16 protein-coding genes are annotated in these 19,521 nt (G+C 47.5%); 12 read left to right on the plus strand and 4 right to left on the minus strand.

Features of this window, described 5'->3' with window-relative positions; all coding sequences use genetic code 11:
• The first annotated feature begins 163 nt into the window (after positions 1–163).
• Positions 164–601 (plus strand): CBS domain-containing protein, encoded by a 438-nt coding sequence (locus Q0418_RS06535; protein ID WP_298483343.1) that lies wholly within the window; start codon positions 164–166, stop codon positions 599–601.
• Positions 602–663: 62 nt separating this feature from the next.
• Positions 664–2,298 carry an FAD-dependent oxidoreductase gene (locus Q0418_RS06540; RefSeq protein ID WP_298483344.1) on the plus strand — a complete coding sequence of 545 codons (1,635 nt, stop codon included), beginning with the start codon at positions 664–666 and terminating at the stop codon, positions 2,296–2,298.
• Positions 2,299–2,430: 132 nt separating this feature from the next.
• Here Q0418_RS06540 and Q0418_RS06545 read toward each other — a convergent pair whose 3' ends face one another.
• Together Q0418_RS06545 and Q0418_RS06550 are read right to left on the minus strand one after the other, a co-directional pair.
• On the minus strand, positions 2,431–3,813 hold the full coding sequence (locus tag Q0418_RS06545) for a hypothetical protein (RefSeq protein WP_298483345.1): 1,383 nt from the start codon (positions 3,811–3,813) through the stop codon (positions 2,431–2,433).
• The gene (locus tag Q0418_RS06550) at positions 3,788–4,339 is read right to left on the minus strand and encodes a sigma-70 family RNA polymerase sigma factor (RefSeq protein WP_298483346.1); all 552 of its coding nucleotides are present in this window, start codon (positions 4,337–4,339) and stop codon (positions 3,788–3,790) included. The genes Q0418_RS06545 and Q0418_RS06550 overlap by 26 nt, the downstream gene beginning before the upstream one ends.
• Before the next feature lie 287 nt (positions 4,340–4,626).
• Between Q0418_RS06550 and Q0418_RS06555 the strand changes: the two genes are divergently transcribed.
• From Q0418_RS06555 to Q0418_RS06575, 5 genes are all read left to right on the plus strand, one after another.
• Positions 4,627–4,773, plus strand: coding sequence for a hypothetical protein (locus Q0418_RS06555; protein ID WP_298483347.1), 147 nt, complete (start codon positions 4,627–4,629; stop codon positions 4,771–4,773).
• Positions 4,774–4,875: 102 nt separating this feature from the next.
• On the plus strand, positions 4,876–5,538 hold the full coding sequence (locus tag Q0418_RS06560) for an ABC transporter ATP-binding protein (protein WP_298483348.1): 663 nt from the start codon (positions 4,876–4,878) through the stop codon (positions 5,536–5,538).
• A 3-nt stretch (positions 5,539–5,541) separates the two neighbouring features.
• Entirely contained in the window at positions 5,542–8,052 is a 2,511-nt protein-coding gene (locus tag Q0418_RS06565; RefSeq protein ID WP_298483349.1) for an ABC transporter permease, read from the plus strand.
• Positions 8,053–8,124: 72 nt separating this feature from the next.
• On the plus strand, positions 8,125–8,802 hold the full coding sequence (locus Q0418_RS06570) for a response regulator transcription factor (protein ID WP_298483350.1): 678 nt from the start codon (positions 8,125–8,127) through the stop codon (positions 8,800–8,802).
• Entirely contained in the window at positions 8,802–9,854 is a 1,053-nt protein-coding gene (locus tag Q0418_RS06575) for a sensor histidine kinase KdpD (RefSeq protein WP_298483351.1), read from the plus strand. The genes Q0418_RS06570 and Q0418_RS06575 overlap by 1 nt, the downstream gene beginning before the upstream one ends.
• Here the strand turns inward: Q0418_RS06575 and Q0418_RS06580 are convergent.
• The gene (locus Q0418_RS06580; protein WP_298483352.1) at positions 9,835–10,134 is read right to left on the minus strand and encodes an AzlD domain-containing protein; all 300 of its coding nucleotides are present in this window, start codon (positions 10,132–10,134) and stop codon (positions 9,835–9,837) included. The genes Q0418_RS06575 and Q0418_RS06580 overlap by 20 nt on opposite strands.
• Positions 10,131–10,832, minus strand: coding sequence for an AzlC family ABC transporter permease (locus tag Q0418_RS06585; protein ID WP_298483353.1), 702 nt, complete (start codon positions 10,830–10,832; stop codon positions 10,131–10,133). Before Q0418_RS06585 ends, Q0418_RS06580 begins: the two co-directional genes overlap by 4 nt.
• Before the next feature lie 267 nt (positions 10,833–11,099).
• Between Q0418_RS06585 and cysK the strand changes: the two genes are divergently transcribed.
• The 5 genes from cysK to Q0418_RS06610 all read left to right on the plus strand — a co-directional run bounded on the left by cysK (position 11,100) and on the right by Q0418_RS06610 (position 19,496).
• Positions 11,100–12,026 carry a cysteine synthase A gene (cysK, locus tag Q0418_RS06590; protein WP_298483354.1) on the plus strand — a complete coding sequence of 309 codons (927 nt, stop codon included), beginning with the start codon at positions 11,100–11,102 and terminating at the stop codon, positions 12,024–12,026.
• A gap of 250 nt (positions 12,027–12,276) precedes the next feature.
• The gene (locus Q0418_RS06595) at positions 12,277–14,781 is read left to right on the plus strand and encodes an EAL domain-containing protein (RefSeq protein WP_298483355.1); all 2,505 of its coding nucleotides are present in this window, start codon (positions 12,277–12,279) and stop codon (positions 14,779–14,781) included.
• 39 nt (positions 14,782–14,820) lie between these two features.
• Positions 14,821–16,332 (plus strand): GGDEF domain-containing protein, encoded by a 1,512-nt coding sequence (locus Q0418_RS06600; protein ID WP_298483356.1) that lies wholly within the window; start codon positions 14,821–14,823, stop codon positions 16,330–16,332.
• Positions 16,329–17,594, plus strand: a complete 1,266-nt coding sequence (locus Q0418_RS06605) for an ABC transporter substrate-binding protein (RefSeq protein ID WP_298483357.1) — start codon at positions 16,329–16,331, stop codon at positions 17,592–17,594. The genes Q0418_RS06600 and Q0418_RS06605 overlap by 4 nt, the downstream gene beginning before the upstream one ends.
• A gap of 255 nt (positions 17,595–17,849) precedes the next feature.
• Positions 17,850–19,496, plus strand: a complete 1,647-nt coding sequence (locus Q0418_RS06610; protein ID WP_298483358.1) for a CHAP domain-containing protein — start codon at positions 17,850–17,852, stop codon at positions 19,494–19,496.
• The last annotated feature ends 25 nt before the right edge of the window (positions 19,497–19,521 follow it).

Raw genomic sequence — 19,521 nt, forward strand, 5'->3', positions numbered from 1 at the left:
TCAATGCCGGCTCTTTCTACTGGGCGCAATCTTTTGGATTGCGCCTTTTGTTTTTTGAGATCTCTCCGGTATGGGGAGATCTTTTTTTATTCTGGGGCTTGCAATGCGTAGGGAATTATGCTATAATGTTAAGCATCAAAGATTTAAAAAGGAAGGATATCCAATGAATATTGTTTTTTTAATAAAGCCAAAATGTAATACTGCTTTTTTATATACAGATGATTCCATTCGGCAGGGATTGGAAAAGATGCATTATCACAAATACACAGCAATTCCGGTGATCGACCATGAGGGCATATACCATGGTACCATTACAGAAGGGGATTTTTTGTGGCATATTCTGGGGCGTAATATTCAGGAGGCATCTTTGTCCTGTGACATTCGCACCACAGAGCATGACTTTGTTGCAGATTTGCTGCGTCCATCGTTTAATCCGCCGGTGAATATTTATGCGACTATGGATGATCTGTTGCAAAGGGTCATGGAACAAAATTTTGTTCCTGTCGTGGATGATCGGGGCGTCTTTGTGGGGATCATTACTCGAAAAGATGTAATCGGATATTTCTCTGGAGTGGACAAATCTGTTGATTCTGTCGAATGATTATTGCATAAAACCTGCATTTTTTGGAATTCTAATGGTATTCTGGAAGGAGGCATGGAAAAGTGGAACATTTGTATGATGTCATTATTGTGGGCGGCGGTCCTGCCGGACTTACGGCGGCAATATACCTGACACGTGCCAAGTACCGGACTCTTGTGCTGGAAAAGGAACAGATCGGCGGACAGATTGCCATTACTTCGGATGTAGAAAATTATCCGGGCATTTTAGAAACCAGCGGTTCACAGCTTATGCAGAATATGCGGCAGCAGGCGATACAATTCGGCGCAGAAATCCGGACAGCGCATGTAACCCGGTTGTCGTGCGGTGGACTTTTCAAGGAAATTGTGTCTAACCAGGGGATATTTCATTCTCTGGGTCTTATTTTGGCAACTGGAGCTGCACCGCGAATGGCTGGCTTCCAGGGCGAAGCGGAATTTCGGGGACGTGGCGTTTCCTATTGTGCCACATGCGATGGCGCATTGTTCCAGGACATGGATGTTTTTGTCATTGGCGGCGGCTATGCGGCGGCACAGGAGGCGTTATTTCTTGCCAAATATGCTAGAAAGGTGATTATGTGCATTCGCCGGGATGTGTTTTCCTGTGCAAAATCCCTTGCGGAACAGGTGCTTGCCCATCCGGGAATTGAAGTGCGGTTTCAGACGGAACTGGTGGCTGTGCAGGGTGACCAGATGTTACGCTCTGCACTGCTACGTGATCGTGCCACTGGTGAGACAGTGGAGTATATGCCGGCGGATGGGAATTCTTTTGGTGTATTTGTGTTTATCGGGTATATGCCGGAAACATCGCTCTTCCGGGAACAATTGGAATTGTCAGAGGGTGGATATCTGAAAACGGATATCCATCAGAAAACCAGCTGTGACGGCGTTTATGGTGCAGGTGATGTCTGTGAGAAAAGCCTGCGGCAGATCGTCACAGCGGTTTCAGATGGTGCAGTTGCGGCGAATGCACTGGAACATGTGCTCACTGCACGACATGAAATGTATCATATTCCAGCATTTCCTATGCCGCAAAAGAAAATCAATGCGAAAGATCATCCAGTTCCCGGGAAAAAGACAGATTCTTCGGACTTTTTACCCACTGAGACAAAGGCGCAGCTGAAGCAATTGTTTCGTGCGCTGAAAAAGCCCTTGCGTATCCGGTTGCATATGAGCAGCAGTGCACTTTCTCAAAAGGCATTTCGTTTTGTCCGTGAAGTCTGTGACCTGTCCGATTTTTTGCAATGGGAAACAGTTTCTCTGCCAAAAGGACAAGAGAATCCATGTCCTGTACTAGAATTTTGTCAAGGGGATGGAACTTCTTATGGACTGTTTTTCCATGGCATTCCGGGCGGTCATGAGATTCAGTCCTTTGCCATGATGATCTACAATTGTGCTGGCAAAGGGCTGCCATTGGATGGGGAGACACAGGCGGCAATTGCTGCGCTTCCGGCATTGCATCTGGAAATTGCAGTGACATTGTCCTGTACCATGTGTCCGGATACGGTCATTGCCGCAAGCCGGCTTGCTCTGCTGAATCCACGAGTGCAGACGGATATTTATGTGCTCCAGTGGCATGAAAAATTCCGGAAACAGCATGGTATCCTCAGCGTACCGTGCATTTTATGTCAGGGAAAGGTCATTGGTTTTGGGAAACGCTCGGAACGGGAATTGTTGCAACTGATTCAAAATCAGGAATGACCCTGACTCATATAAAGTGAGCACTTTTTTTTGATTGCAAGTATACAATATCAGAAACCGGACGCACCACAGTTGTGATACGTCCGGTTTGTTATATATCAAGGGAATTCCGCAGAAGCTGGCAAAAAGAATTTACTGCAAATCACTCAGTGCAATTGCCGGGGAGCCGATATTCAGTATATTCAAATACAGATTGTCCATTTTGTATGCATCTACCAGGAAAGCAAGGGTGACCTCGGCGGATTCGCCTGGCGCAAGATCTGTCAGATTGTTCTTATGAAAGCTGTGATCGGTGGAGAAGCTGAATGCCATGTTGTCATATTTCAGTTCGAGGTTGCTGTCGATGGAGTATGTGCCGGCAGCGTCCCAGTCATAGAGAACCTTTCCGTTTTCGATCCAGAAGAGAGACGGGCACACGCATTCCTCTACTGTTTCAGAGCCGATGTTGGTATAGGTCAGGTGCATTACCAGAACCTTCTGGGGAACGGTTTCCTCCTGTGTCTGTTCATCCAGAGTATTGACACCGTCACCCATGGTATACCATTTGCGGACACTGTCAGCCACAGTGCCGTCAGCTTTGGTGTAATCCGCATAGTTTGCTGGATTGCCGCAGCCGTCTGTGGTGATGCCGTCGAAGGTGTCCTGTATGCTGACGCTGTCCACAGAGACAGAAACGGCACTTTCTGTTTCATAAAAATCGCTGTTTGTAATGGTATCTCCGATATGGAAAATCTGGAGCTGTTCCGTGTCAAGAGTGTCGTCTTCGATATTGCCGGCTTCTTGTTTCTCGGTTTCCTCTCTCCATATTGTGGCAGTTTCTGTGTCTGCCGGCGTCAGGGTTAGCTGAGCGGCGATTTGCTTTACTTCGTCTTCTGTGATATCTGAAGTGACGTACATTTCAACGGCATAGGGCGAATCCGGGAAAGCCACCCAGATCTCACGGTCGAACACCGTGCCGCTTTTGCCGGTGGTGTCACGCTTGGCGCAGAGGACAGTATTTTCACCACAGGTATAGGTCTCCTGGGAAATGGTGTAGGAGATCTGATGGGTGAGGGCTTCACTTTCACTGCTCATCTTCCAGTATAGCATGGTAACGCCCCGACCCTGTGCGTCCCCGTACTTGCCATCTTGTTCCACATACTCCATGCCCTCAGGCATCCAGCCCACAGACAGCGCCATGGGCTGCGTGGGTGTGCTTGTTTCACTGCCGTTTTCGATGACCACATTCTGCTGATAAGCGCCTGTTTTCTGGAAATATGCGCTGAAATGGCTGATGGCAAAGGCAGTGGATGGAACGAGTACCACAGCAGCGGCAATGGCAACAGCTGCGGTAATGGGCTTTTTCATACGGAAATTGTGCTTTTTCATCTTTGTGACCTCCATCTGGGTGTGCATCTGGCTTTTTTTCTGCTGATACTGTCTGGAAAAGACATGGGGCTCTGCTTCCGGTGCGAAAGCATCCTCCACGATCTGTTCCCATTCTTTGTCGTTATAGGGAAAAGAGTTGTGTTTCATAATACATGTCCCCCTTTTGTTTTCGGATGGTTTTCTTGGCTCGTTCGAATCGTTTTCGGGCAGCTGCCTCCTGTATGGACAATTGGGATGCGATTTCCCGGAAGGATAACTCCTCCTGACAGCGCATCAGAACGATGTGCCGATCTGTTTCTCCCAAAGGCTCCAGGAGTGCTGCAATGGCTTCTTCCTGTACCACATTTGCCAGGAGCTGTTCGATGTCATCACTCTTGTCCGGAATCTGCATGATCTTGTCATCCCATGCTGTCCATCGTGCGGATTCCTTCTGATTCCTGCGGTATTGGTTGATGGCAGTGCTGCGTATGATACGAATGATGTAGCGTTTTGTCTGTTCACTGTCCACGTCACCAATCTTGCGCAGGTTCTGTATGATACGCAGAAAAGCGTCTGATACAGCGTCCTCTGCCTGCTGTGTGTGATGCAGGATGGCATAGGCAATGCGGTACATGGGCTGTTCGTAGATCTGGTAAAGCTGGTCGAGTTTCTCTTGTTCTTCTGGTGTTGTCATATGCTCACCTCTTTTCTCGGACGTCCTGTCTATTATAACAGATTTGCAGATAAATTTGTGACATAACATTCAAAGAATTTTGTGAAATGACAGGAACTTGCGGTATACAGATGATTTGTGTCATTCGGACGTCCGGTTATCATAACCATTTGTAACAGCTTTTTGTGACATCCGCACTTTTTTATGTGGATGGTAAATTAAAAATTGAGGAATGCTTTTACACACATCTACAGAAAATATGTTATAATAGAAACATCAATTTTCCAGGGAACTGGAGAAATGGAAGGATGAAAAACAGAAAGAAAATGGCTGGTGCGTTCGCCGGGGCATTGATTGCGGCGGTATCTTGTATGTGTTTCAGTTTGCAGGCAAATGCAGAGCTGGCACTGGTGGGCTATCGTGGAGATGTGAACCATGAGATGATTTTTCAGTAATATCGTATAAAAATCATACAGAAAAGCTTTTAGAAAATCTGTCACCAGATTGTAAGAAAATTGTTCTATAATAGAAGCATCAATTCAAAAGGAGTGACTGCAATGAATATCGTGACATCACAGGATCTGTGCAAATACTATGGGACAGGCGAGAATATGGTCAAAGCACTGGATCATGTTTCCATTGCCATAGAGGACGGAGAATTTGTCTCCATCATTGGTACTTCGGGCAGCGGCAAGTCTACGCTGCTGAATATGCTGGGCGGGCTGGACAGACCCACTTCCGGGGAAGTTATGGTTTCGGGGAAACAGCTTTCCCGGATGAATGACGAGGAACTGACCATCTTCCGCCGCCGGAATATCGGTTTTGTGTTCCAGAATTACAATCTGGTGCCGGTGTTGAATGTGTATGAAAATATCGTTCTGCCCATTGAACTGGACGGGGCAGAGGTGGACAAAGACTATGTCCATACCATTGTGGAAACGCTGGGACTGGAGAAGAAACTGAAAGCCATGCCCAACCAGCTTTCCGGGGGACAGCAGCAGCGTGTTGCCATTGCCCGGGCACTGTCTGCGAAGCCTGCTCTGATTCTGGCAGACGAGCCCACCGGAAACCTGGACAGCAAAACAGGCATGGACGTGATCTCTCTGCTGAAAGTCACCAGCCGGGAATTCAGCCAGACCATTGTCATGATCACCCACAATGAAGAAATCGCACTGATGGCAAATCGGATGATCCGCATTGAAGACGGCAAGGTGGTGTGAGCCATGCTGAAAAATAACAATCAAGGTGCAGTGAAACGCATTGCAGCCCGTTCCATGCAGCAGAACCGGATGCGGAATCTGTTTGCTGTGCTGGCGATTATTCTGACAACTTTCATGTTTACCACGGTGTTCAGCATCGGGTTCAGTCTGGGCAAAAATCTCAATACCATGATGCTCCGGGAGCAGGGAACAAAGGCTGCGGTGTTTCTGGATGCTCCCACAGAAGCGCAGATCGCACAGGCGAAGCAATGTGAACACCTGAACGCTGCCGGGCTTCGGATCGACGCCGGCATTGCACAGAAACCCGGAAATCCGGAAACGGGAATTGCTCTGCGGTATTATGATCAGACCGAATGGGAAGAAAACCTCCTTCCGGCTGTCACTGATGTGGCCGGGAATTATCCCACGAACAAAATGGAGATCATGCTGTCCAGGGCGGCGCTGGATGCGCTGGGCATTTCTCAGCCGAAAAGCCAGATGGACATCACTGTCACTGTGGACGGAGAACCGCAGACTTTCCAGCTTTGCGGATGGTTCACGGATTACTGTTTTACCGCCGGAGGATTTCAAGGCTTTGTTTCCAAGGCATATGCCGACAGTCTGGGACTTACGGAAGAAGAAAACGGCACTCTTTCCATGTCGGCAAAGGTGGGTGCACAGGGTGTACTGCTGGAAGAACTAGATAGGCAGGTGACGCTCGAAAAAGGACAGATGATCGACTCCACCTATGATGTACAGGACGAAAACGGTTCTAATGTTCTGGTGGCTGTGGTTTCCATGGCGATCGTGGGACTGATCATTGTATTCAGCGGCTATCTGCTGATCTACAATGTCATGTATATTTCGGTGACAAAGGACATCCGCTTTTACGGTATGCTCAAAACCATCGGTACATCGCCGAGGCAGATTCGGAAAATGGTGCGGATACAGGCGTTCCGGCTGTCTGTGGTGGGGATCCCTGTGGGAATTCTGCTGGGAACGCTGGTTTCCTTTGTCGCTGTTCCCTATGCGATGAAGCTGTTCGGCACAAATGGCGTTATGCCGACGGATATCAGCTTCAATCCCTTTATTTACATTGGAACGATTTTGTTCGGTATTTTCACTGTTGCTGTCAGCTGCCGGAAACCGGCGAAGCTGGCGAGCCGGGTCTCTCCTGTAGAAGCTTTGAAGTACAACGGGCAGAATGCAGAAAAAATCAAGCCGAAAAAATCCACGGATGGTGGAAAACTACACAAAATGGCATACCGCAATGTGTTCCGGGAAAAGAAGCGTGCAGTTTTGGTGTTTGCCTCCCTGTTTATGGGAACTATGGCGTTTCTCTCCACAAATGCCTTTATTGGAAGTATGAAGCTGGAAAACTATGTGGACTACTACCTGCCAAATGACTATACGATTTATACGAACTGCGGCGATGATACACTGTCGGAAGATGAGATACAGAAAAATGTGGATGCAGCGCTGAAAATGGCAGAGGAAATCGCTGTAATCGACGGCATTAAGAATGTCAGCGTAAATCGTTCGTTGGATGCAGATATTACCTTTGACAAGGAATTGTTCCGCCCGTTTCTGGAAAATCAAGGTGCAGATGAAGCGCAGATCCAGTACATGATCGAGTATTATCAGGAAAATGCCTATTCTGCACCGGTGATCAGCGTCAGCACAGAAATGATGGAGCTGTATAATCAGAAGGCAAAACAAAAAATCGACATCAAACGGTTTGAAAAGGGTGAGATCTGTCTTGTGGGATATGTGAATTCCCAGGAGCAGGCGGAATGGGTGAAGGGCAAGACCATTACCCTCACAGATCCCGACAGCGGAAAATCGGTTGCACTGGAAGTGGGCAGCTGTCTCACTAATGGGGATGATCACGGCATTAACGTGGGATATTACTGGCAGATGGCAGGTGCACCGTCCTGTGTGCTGGTCAGTGATGCAGCAATGGAACAGCTGACAGATTCTCCTTCGGTAGATGATATCATCATTGACTGCGACCCAAAAGCGGAAAGTTATGTGACTGCCCGGATCAAGGAACTGACCAAAGTCAATCCGGCTGCACGGTATTTAGAGATCAAATCGGAAATGATAGAGGATTTTCAGTCCTCTATGACGGCAATGCATATTCTCACCGCCGGCATTTCCATTGTGCTGATTCTCATTGGCGTGATCAACTTTATCAATGTGATGCTCACAGGTGTATTTACGAGACGAAAAGAGCTTGCAGTGATGGAGAGTGTGGGCATGACCAAGAAGCAGGTGCGGAAAATGCTCATGTTTGAGGGCGTGTATTACGGACTGATTACCATCGTTCTGATTCTTACTGTTGGAAATGTGATCGTTTATGCAGTTGCGAAGCTGGCGCAGAGAGTTGCAGACTATGCTGTATTCCACTATCCATGGACATTGATGCTTTGGATCGCAGTGGTAATTCTTCTGATCTGCATTGTGGTGCCGGCAGCAGTTTATCGAACGATCTCAAAGGACAGCGTGACGGAACGGCTGAGAAGCGGCGAATAATAACACCGAAAAAAACTGCGTACTTTACGGTGCGCAGTTTTTGTGGTATAATGGAGCGTAAGAGGTGAGGTCATGCAGAAAATATTGATCGTAGAAGATGATGTGATCATCTGCGGCGGAATCAAAGTCTATCTGGAAAGCAAAGGATTCACGGCGGACTGTGCCTATTCTGCTGCCCAGGCTAAAACCGCATTGCAGTCCAGATACAGCCTTGTCCTGCTGGACATCAACCTGCCTGATGGGGATGGTATGGAACTGTGCCGGGAGATAAGGCAAAAAGGAAACACACCGGTGATTTTTCTCACTGCCAATGACACAGAGGAAAACATGATCGCCGGGTTTCGGCAGGGCTGTGACGACTATATTGCGAAGCCCTTTTCGGTGGAATTGCTGTACCAGCGGATTCTGGCAGTGCTGCGGCGCAGTCAGTCTGCTGTGGAAAACGAAACGGTTTCCTATGGAGACCTGACTGTAGATTTCAGCAGGATGCAGCTGTACAAAGACGGCAGCCCTGTAAAGCTGTCTGCCACAGAATTCAAGCTGCTGGAACTACTTGTCCGCAACAAGGGGCAGGTGCTCACAAGAAATGTGATCCTGGAACGCATCTGGGACTGCAACGAAAATTACATTGATGAAAATACTCTGAGCGTCCACATCCGGCGCCTGCGGCAGAAAATCGAGACCGACCCGAAAAATCCCCGGTATATCATTACAGTTTTCGGGATCGGCTATACCTTTGGAGAATCGTGATGGATACAGAAAAATTTCGGCAATACCGGAAATGGGTCATTGGGGCGGAGATTCTGCTGCCTCTTTCGGGGGCAATGCTGATGGCTTTGCTGACAAAAAATATGGGTGCAGCCTTGGCAGCGGCTGTCATGCTTGGACTTGGCTCTGTTCTGACAGAAGTACAGCGGCGGTTGGATGACCGATATATGGTCAGTATTGCAGCAGATCTGTCGGAACTGTGCGACAGCCTGGTGACTCTGGAGGAACGGCAGCTGTTTCCGGAAAATGAAGACAGCATTTTGTCGAAACTCCAGAGCAAGGTGATGAAGCTTGTGAAGATCCTGAAAAAGAAAAACGCCGATGCATTCCAGGAGCAGGAGAACATCAAGGCGTTGGTTTCGGATATTTCCCATCAGCTGAAAACACCCATTGCAAATCTGAAAATGTATTCGGAATTTCTGGCGGACGACAGTCTCACGGAACAGAAACGCAGGGAATATGTGGAAATCATTCAGATGTCCGTGGAACGGCTGATCTTTTTGTCCGAGAGTATGATCAAGCTGTCCCGGTTGGAAAGCGGTCTGATCCATCTGCACCCGGAGGTACAGAGTCTGAATGAAACAGTGCTGAAAGCCATTAAGGATGTATTTGTTAAGGCGAGGGACAAGGGCGTGGAGATCACCTATGCCGGAGAGGAATCGGTTCTTGTCTGCCACGACAAAAGCTGGACGGCGGAGGCAATTTTTAACCTGCTGGACAATGCGGTGAAATATTCGCCGCCCGGCAGCGTGGTCGCAGTGACCATTCGTCGGCTGGGAATGTTTTCCGCAGTGGAAGTTGCAGACATGGCATTGCCCATCCCGGAAATAGAACGGACAAAAATCTTCAGCAGATTTTATCGGGGACAGAACAGCCGGAATACAGAGGGAATTGGCGTAGGGCTGTACCTGGCGCGTGAAATTGCCGTGAAGCAGAAAGGCTATCTGAATCTGTCTTGCCTGGAAAATGGCAATGTATTCTCGATTTTTCTGCCTGGCACAAAAGATGTTTGTTCTACGCAAAAAATTCCGTGAGCAGGGCGGCTGCGGATGCAGCAAGGGCAACCACGATCAAGGGCAGATTCCAATAGGCTAGAATCACGGCAACGGCTGTTCCCACTGCCGCAGTGAACATGTTTCCCGTGGAGTAAAAAATGGCGGGAATGGTCATGGCGCTGAGCACTGCATAGGGAATATAATAGAGAAAGCTGCGGAAAAACCGGGAACGGATTTTTTTACGGAAAACAGTCATGGGAATCATGCGTATCAGATAGGTAACGCCTGCCATGACGGCAATATAAATGACAATACTCATGACTGCGCCTCCTCATCCGGTACGGGAAACAGCAGCGCACCGACAGCGGCAGCGATCACTGCACAGAGAATCACGGCAAATCCGCCGGAAACGGCGGTGAAAAGATACCGGAACAGAATGCTGCACAGTGCGGCAATGCATACCACTGCCAGAACACTGCGGCTTTTTCTCGCCGGCGGAATGATGATTGCCAGAAACATGCCGTAGAGGACAATGCCCATGGCATCGGTAATGGCTTTTGGCAGGATCTGTCCGGCTGCGGCACCCAGCAGTGTCCCGGATGTCCACCCGGCAAAGGCAACGAGTATCATGCCGTAGAGATATGACGGCGTGAGCTTTTCCGGCTGGGCGGATGCAACGGCGAAGATTTCGTCTGTGATGCCAAATGCGGTGAGAAGCCGCTGGGGAAGATGGAATTTGCTGTCCAGCTTCTGGGAAAGAGAAAGCCCCATGAGGGCGTAGCGGATATTGATAACAAGCTGTGTCAACGCCATTTCCAGATAGGAACCGCCGGCGGCGATGATACCTACCCCGGCGGCTTGTCCGGCAGAGGTCAGATTGGTCATGGAAATGGCAACCGCTGCCCATACAGAAAGTCCCGACCGGACGGCAAGAATGCCAAAGCCGAAGGAGACGGAGAGATAGCCCAGTGCAATGGGGATGCCGTGAAACATCCCCTTTCTGAATGATGCGTTCAAATAATCCAGTCCTTTCGTCATCGTGAAATGTCATGTCTTATTTTATCACATTCTGTGGGAAAATGCAACCAGGAGCAGTAGGCATATTTCAGCAAGTAACTTTTTACATTTGTGCAATATTTATGGATTCACCTTGTCTGGATTGTGCAAAAGGGATAAAAACAGAAAAATGTGCCCTTGCCTATTGACAGATACGGTGAATTGTGCTATAATTCATATCAAACATATAGGTGATGTAAGCGATTACCGGAAAAGGAGTATTGCATTATGAAAGTATATCAGAAAATCACGGATCTGATCGGCGGTACACCGCTGCTGGAACTGGCAAATCTGGAAGCCGCAGAATCCATTCCTGCGAAAATCTATGGAAAGCTGGAATATTTCAATCCGGCAGGAAGCGTCAAGGACAGAATCGCAAAGGGAATGATCGATGATGCAGAGGCAAAGGGACTGCTGAAACCAGGCAGCGTAATCATTGAGCCTACCAGCGGCAATACAGGTATTGGTCTGGCGGCGATTGCAGCGGCAAGAGGCTATCGGCTCATCATTGCAATGCCGGAGACTATGAGCGTGGAGCGCCGCAATCTGATGAAGGCATACGGCGCAGAACTGGTGCTGACAGAGGGTGCAAAGGGCATGAGCGGTGCCATTGCAAAGGCAAAGGAACTGGCGGCGGAGATCCCCAACAGCTTTATTCCCTCTCAGTTCACCAATCCGGCGAATCCGGCAGTACACGAAAAGACGACTGGCGTGGAGATCTGGGAAGATACAGAAGGCACAGTAGATATTTTCGTTGCCGGCGTAGGCACAGGCGGTACGGTTACAGGTGTGGGCAAGTATCTGAAATCCCAGAATCCCAATGTAAAAGTTGTAGCTGTAGAGCCGAAGAGTTCACCGGTGCTGTCTGAGGGCGTGTCCGGTCCCCATAAGATTCAGGGTATCGGCGCAGGTTTTGTGCCGGAAACGCTGGATACCGATGTTTATGACGAGGTAATTACCGTAGAGAACGAAGATGCCTTTGAGACAGGCAGAAAGATTGCCAGAACGGAGGGCGTCCTGGTGGGCATTTCTTCCGGCGCTGCTGTCTGGGCAGCCATGGAACTGGCAAAGCGTCCGGAGAACAAGGGCAAGACCATTGTGGCTCTGCTGCCGGATACAGGCGAAAGATATCTTTCTACACCCATGTTCTCCTGATTATTGTTTGTTTCCATTATCATACACCTGAAAAAGACTACTGCAAACTGTTTTTGCGGCGGTCTTTTTTTGCTGATTCCGTCTTTTTTGTCAAATAAGTATCAACTTATAAAAAAATACTGGACAAATCATATAAAAAGTGATATAATAGAACAATAGAGAACATGAGACCTGCAATACCGTATCCGGAACACGCCGGGGAACACATGACAGCAACGAAAGAATGCAGGTCTGGGACAGGTGTAATGCTATGAAAAATATTGCTTTTATCTATCAATCGGATGAACAGTTGACAGATTTGATTGAATTAAAAACGCTATCCCCAGAGCGGGAGTATCTGGTGCGCATTCATACATGCGTTCATACCCCAGTGACGATCCAGCCATTTGTACGGCGGATCCGTTCGCTGCTTCCTCATGCAAAGATCATTGGCAGCAGCACTTCCGGCATTATCTATGGCGGAGAGATCATGACGGACTGTTGTATGATCTCCATTACTGCATTTGAACATGCTTCCGTGCAGACGCGGCTCACAGTGCTGGCAGATGAAATGAGCGGTACGGCACTTGCGGACCAGGTGTCAGACGGAATGGTATCTGAAGATTCACAATTTATGCTTGTGTTCAGTTCCGGACGCTTTCTGAAAATTGATGAATTTGTAGACCGCATGAACGAGACTGCGCCACATTTGAAAATGATCGGCGGCGTTGCCAATACACCGGAGATCCGCGCTTATGATATGAAAGAACTGAAAAGCTTTGTCTTTAATGAAACGGGGGTTTCCAATCAGGCAATAGCCTACGCTGTTGTCAATGCGGAGAAGCTTTCGGTATACGGTGATATTATCTATGTGACAGAGCCGGTGGGAAACGAGCACACGATCACGGATGCAGATGGCACCATTATTCGTGCCATTGACGGAGAAAATGCTGTGGACTGGTATCAGAGAATGCTGGGTGTCGATCTGAATGCCGGAAGCGGTTCTATGGATATTCCCATTGTGTTCCCTCTGGTAAAAACATCCCGGGGCAATTTCCCCTGGGCAATTTCATATTCTTCGCCGAATCAGCCGAACTGTGTTTTTCCGGAAGAACCGGAACCCGTGATGTTTGTTCCCAGTGAAGCGAGAGTGGGGGATAAAATCCGGATCTCTTACTCTAGTGTACAAAAAACCATTGAGACCTGTGAGGCGGTCTGTGAACGAATTCACCAGTATCCCTCTGAGGTGCTGTTTGGTTATAGCTGTGTGTCTCGTCAGGATATGTTCCGCAACTGCGCTAAGTGGGAACTGTTGCCGTTTCGCAAGACAAACCTGTGCGGCGCACTGGTTGCCGGAGAGATCGGCAACCATGAAAATGTCAACTGCTTCTGCAACTATTCCTTTGCCATTGTGGCACTTTCGGAGAGCAACAGCCGGATCCGGCTGGATATGGCGGCGCTGAAGGATCACGCAGGGGATTTGGTCAACAACCAGGAAACTGTTATTGATTATCTCCTGCGGAATGCCGGCGCAGAGGATGAGGATGTCTCTCGCCAGCAAATGGAAATCAAAAATCGGCTGTTCATGGATCATGAGACAGGGCTGGGAAATATCACAAAGTTTCAGTTTGATTATAATCTCCAGAAATTTGACAAGATCTGCATGATTACCATTCGGAATGAGGGTCTGCTGAAAGCATTTTTAAGTGCTTCGAAATTCCTGGCATATTTCAATCGCTACCATAAGGCAATTATGGAGTTTTTGAACAGCGAACAGTTTGAATGCTATGTGTACAAGGAAACCTCTCTGATCCTGACAGCGTCAGATGAAATAGAGGATACAGCGTTTTCTGAAAAAATGGTAGAACTCCAGGCATTTCTGGCAGAATTCAAGTTTCATACTTATGTGCCGGTGTGCGAGTTCTCTCTGGTGCTCCACGAGGAAAATCCCATTAAAAAGGCAGAGTTGACCCTGGCACGGATGCGCAGCCGGAAGAACTGTTTCATGACCTATACGCCGGATCTGGGGCTGGAACAGCTGAACGTCCAGAAAATGAAAATGATCATGATCCTGAATGACGCCATTACCAACAACCGGGTGATTCCATTTTTCCAGGGAATCCGGGACAATGCGGCTGGGGAGATCAACATGTACGAGTCTCTGATGCGGTTGGAGGATGCGGACGGTAATATCTATACGCCGTATCAGTTTATGGACATCGCCAGAGAATATGGCTATTATCCGGATATTTCCTATATGATGATCCATAAAGTGATGCGTATTTTCCGGGATAAAAAGGCTCGTGTTACCATTAACATGAATATTAGTGATGTGTATAATTATAAGATCGTTCATTCGATTCTGAAATATCTTCGTTCTGCACCCCATCCTGAAAATTATATCTTCGAATTGACGGAGACGGAGGAAATCGAGGATTACCAGGTGATTTCGGAATTTGCAGAAAAAGTGCATCAGGCAGGCGGTCAGGTCGCCATAGATGACTTTGGAAGCGGTTTCTCGAATATTGTGCATCTGTTCAAGGTACAGTCGGATTACATCAAAATTGACGGCGATATTATCCGTAATATCTGTACGGATACATATGCTCTGGAATTTCTGGAGATGATCTCCGGCTGGGCACACAAACACCAGAAAGCCATTGTTGCGGAATTTGTGGAAAATGAGGAGATCCAGAATTATATTGAACGGAACCACATTCGCTATTCCCAGGGCTATCTCTATTCCAAGCCGGCAAGGTTGTTTGAGCATAATTGACAGGGCAATGACGTGCCCTAAAGAAGGAGGAGGTAGTTCATGGCTGGAAAAGAAAAGAAAAAAGAGCATCATGCAGAAAATATCAAGCGGCTGAAATTGTCTATGATTCTGGGATATGCTGCCATTGTGGTTGCAGCAATTCTGTTTGTTTCGCTGCTTGCTGTGCAGAAAACAGATGAAGTACTGAAAAATAAGGTCAGTACAATGGCGTCTTCATTGAATGTACAGATGAAATTGAATATGGATAGTTATCTCACCCGGATGGAGACCATCGGCACCCTTGTTTTTGCATCGGAAGAAGCATATACTTATGATGCCACAGAAGAGGGAATGGATGAATATGAGGCGCTGAATACAGAAAAAATCATTTCAGACGAATTGTATAGTCTCTGCATTATGGAGAACTTTGTTGACTATGGTATTGTCTACAGAAACAACCATATTGTAGGGAAAATTTCCAACGGTACCATTGATCTGTTCGGTGATCGGCTTTATACAGATCTGGAAGAGAAAATCACACGAAAACGTACCAATGACGGTTGGTTTACAGGATATCATGAGAATTTCAAGCGGATCTATTATGTGAAGCGTGTTCATGAAAATGCCCTGCTTGTCATTTCCTTTTATGCAACAGAACTGGAAAATGTATTCGACAATCCGGAAACGCTCAAAGATATGGAGATCCGTCTGACTGAACAGAGTCATAAGATCATCTATTCCTCGGTAGAAGGTGAAACCGGTACGGAACTGCCGGAAATGATCTATGAGAGAGTGGAAAACCGGAACTCTGCCACGGTGATGGATGATGCATATCTGGTGACGGTCAACAGCTGCGGCGACAGCTGGTATGTGATCTGTTCTATTCCTACGCAGATCATCCTGAATGAGAAAAACGAAATGCGCTTGTACATTTATGTGGCTGCCATTGCAGCGGCATTGCTGGCGATCGTCATGGGGACGCTCCTGTCCATAAAGGTGACAGACCCGGTGAGCAACATTGTCACAACGCTGGATACAAAGGCACACATTGACCAGCTGACTGGCATCCTAAATAAGCGTTCTTTTGAGGAATATACAGAAAATGCTCTGCACCAGGCACTGCCGCTGGAAAATCATGCGCTGATCTTGCTGGATGTGGACAATTTCAAAGGCGTCAACGATACTCTGGGACATGCCTATGGCGACCAGGTTCTGGCGGAGATTGGAAATATCCTGCGGAATGTCTTTGGAAAGGAAGATTTTCTGGGCAGAATCGGCGGAGATGAATTCTGTGTTCTTCTCAATCCATCGCAAACAGAAGGAGACTTTTTGCGTTATGTATGCGAAAAATGTGAGATGCTCTGTGAAGCATTTCATCACAACTATACCGGGGATGACGGGGCGTATAAAATATCTGCCAGCGTAGGTGCTGCACTGTTTCCGGTACATGGGGATACCTTTGCAAAGCTGTATAAACGTGCAGACCGGGCACTCTATGTATCCAAGCGAAAGGGAAAGGATACGTATACCATCTATGAGGAATCCCATGACGAGGAGGTGACGGCAACATGAGATGCAGACAGTTGCTCTCCCTTGGCTGTGCAGGAATACTGTTCCTGACAGGGTGCAGCCAGGAACCTGTGATCAAGGATCAGCATGAACAGGTGGAGATTTCGCTTTCCTGGTGGGGAAATGATGTGCGAAATGAATACACGATCACTGCGGTGGAACAATTTCAAAAGCTGCATCCGGACATCAAAGTGCATTGCAGTTATTCCGAATGGTCTGGTTATGAAGCACGGAGCAATGTGCGGATGATTTCAGATACAGAAGCAGATGTCATGCAGATCAACTTTGCCTGGCTGGAAAAGTATTCTCCCGATGGAGAAGGTTATTATGACATTGAGACCCTCTCGGATATTGTGGATCTCTCTAATTTCACAGATGACATGCTGGAATATGGCAGGCAGAATGGAAAATTGAACGCGATTCCCATTGCGCTCAATACAGAAACAGTATATATCAACCGAACCATTTATGAGTCCTATGGGCTGACTGTGCCCCAGACATGGGATGATCTCTTTGAAGCAGCAGAAGTGATGCAGGGCGAAGTATATCCCCTGGGGTTTTCCGCAAAGCCGGCATGGCTCTATATTATGGCATATGCAGAACAGGTCACCGGGAAACATTTTCTGACAGAGGACGGAAAGCTGAATTTTACACCGGAGGATATTCAGGTGATGCTGGAATTCTACTGCCGTCTTGTGAACGAGAAGGTGATCCCTCAGGTAGAGTATTTTGAACGGCTCAATCTGGAAAACGGAACATATGCCGGTGTGGTGGCATGGGTGAGTGATGCATCATCATATTGCGGCGGTGCCATTGAGGCAGGCTATGAAATGGTGGTGGCAGATTATACTGCCATGACAGCAGAGGAAAGCGGTGTGGGATGGTACGCAAAGCCGGCAACCATGTATGCCATCAGTAAAAATACAGAGCACCCGGAAGAAGCTGCACTGTTGCTGGATTATTTGTTGAATAGTTCGGAAATGGCAGTATTGCAGGGAATTGAAAAGGGGATTCCGCTCAGCAAATCCGCAAGGGCTTGTTTGGCCGAAGAAAATCTGCTGACGGGAATTCAATACGATGCGTCACAGAAAATGGAATCCTGCAGCCAGAAGCTGACCCAGATCAGTCCGTATACAGAAAATACAGATTTTCTGGATCTCTTTCAGAAGGGCTGCAATGCCGTGCTGTTTGAAAAGGCTGATGCGGCAGAACAGGCGCAGGAGCTCTATGTGCAGTTTGGCGAAGTGCTGAACAATGTGAAGTGATCGATCATCACGTAAACTAACACGTGATAATCGGATAAGTCATGTATATTTGCAAGGAAGCGGATGGAATTCGGTTTTTTCGGAATTCCATCCGTTTTTGCTGTGAAAGCTTTTGGCGATATGCACAAAAGAATCGTTTGTTTTTTTATGTCCATTGACATATGCTTCTGAATATGTTATCATATCAATATAAATGGAATCAGCGTTTCGGGGGATAATGCTTTCATAAAAATGCAACAGAAAGGATGAAAAACAATGCTTCAGAAAAGAAAATGCCAATGGACTGCGCTGCTCCTATCCATCGTCATGGCGTTTTGCATATGTGCAAAGCTGCCAGTAAATGCAGCATACGAAAACACCCACATTAACACCGGTGACCAGATCGAAGATCTGATTCACGTTGCAGAGACCCAACTGGGCTACAGTCCGGAAAACGAGGCGAAATACAACTTCTGGAATGGTACAGTAGCCGACAGTTACAACTACGCCTGGTGTCATACCTTTGTTTCCTGGTGCGCCAATCAGGCAGGCATCGATGAAACGATCATACCGAAAACGGAATCTGTCACCGGCGGTATGGGATTCTTCAACAAAAACAAGCGTTGGATGAAAAGCGAAAGCCAGGGCGGAGATTATGTGCCAAGGCGTGGGGATATCGTCTATTTCAGCCAAACGGGAGATGTGAAGCATCTCACTCATGTGGGAATTGTCACTGGCACATCGGATGAAACCCTGTATACCATTGAGGGAAATGTCTCTGATCTGGTGCTGGAGCGCAGTTTTGACCTGGATTCAGAGAAAATTGTGGGCTATGGCTGTCCGCTGTATGGGGATTATCCCAATCTCATCGTGCCGGATGCCCCGGAGATAACGGTGGATGTCGGTTCATCCAATGAAGCAACAGCGATCTCCTGGACAGAGTCGGAATATGCCGTGTGCTATACGGTGCAGATCTGGAACACGGAGACAGAGGAGGAAGTGGTGTCGTACACCAAGACCGACGGTATACGTGCTTATCAGATACAACTCGATGCGGGAACATATGCGGCACAGGTGACTGCGGAAAACGGTGATAACAAGTCTCCCTCTGTTCGGCAGGAATTCACGGTCGAGTACAATCCCTATCCGCTTTCATTTCTGGCAAATGTGTACCCCGGCACAAATGCTGAGCCCACAAGGCTGTCGTGGACACAATCGGTCAGCGCAGAGGATTATCGGGTGTTCATTTACAATTCCGATACCGGGGAAGAAGCTGCATCCACGCTGAGCACAGGCGGAGAACGTTCCTGGGAAGTGCAGCTGGATGCAGGGAACTATTGGGCACAGGTGGTTGCTGTCAGGGGAGAGTATGAGACGAAGTCCAATCAGATGACGTTTTATGTAGAATACGCAAGACCTACCAAAGTAGAAATTACAATAAATTCTGATACTTCTGATAAACCTGTGGAAATTTCCTGGACGGAATCTGAAAATGCAGTGGAATATGAGATAAACATTTATCGCATAGAGTATCCTGATCCTGTAATCATCCCTGGTTCTCTTCCGACAGGAATACCAATGGAGAAAAAAATTGTCTATGTAAATGAAAAGACAAACGGTGCACTGTCCTGGTCTGGTTATTTGGAAGAAGGAAGTTTTTTTGTTGATGTGACTGCAATTAACCCGGATGGAGATACAATGATATCTTTTGCTCAATTAAATCTAAAGCCAGATTTGCCAGGTGATTTGAATTATGATGGGCAGCTTACAGAGCAAGATGCATTGATTTTACAGAGTTATCTTCTTGGTGAAACTGATTTTGCAAATCACGGATTGTGCGTGCGTACTGATCTGAACGAAGATAGCAAAATCAACGGCATCGACCTGACACTGCTGCGGCAGGCAATTTCCAATCAAAACTGAAAACATAACACAAAAGCGGTACAAT

It is taken from the genome of uncultured Ruminococcus sp., from assembly GCF_937915125.1.
Classification (GTDB): Bacteria; Bacillota; Clostridia; order Oscillospirales; family Ruminococcaceae; genus Ruminococcus_C.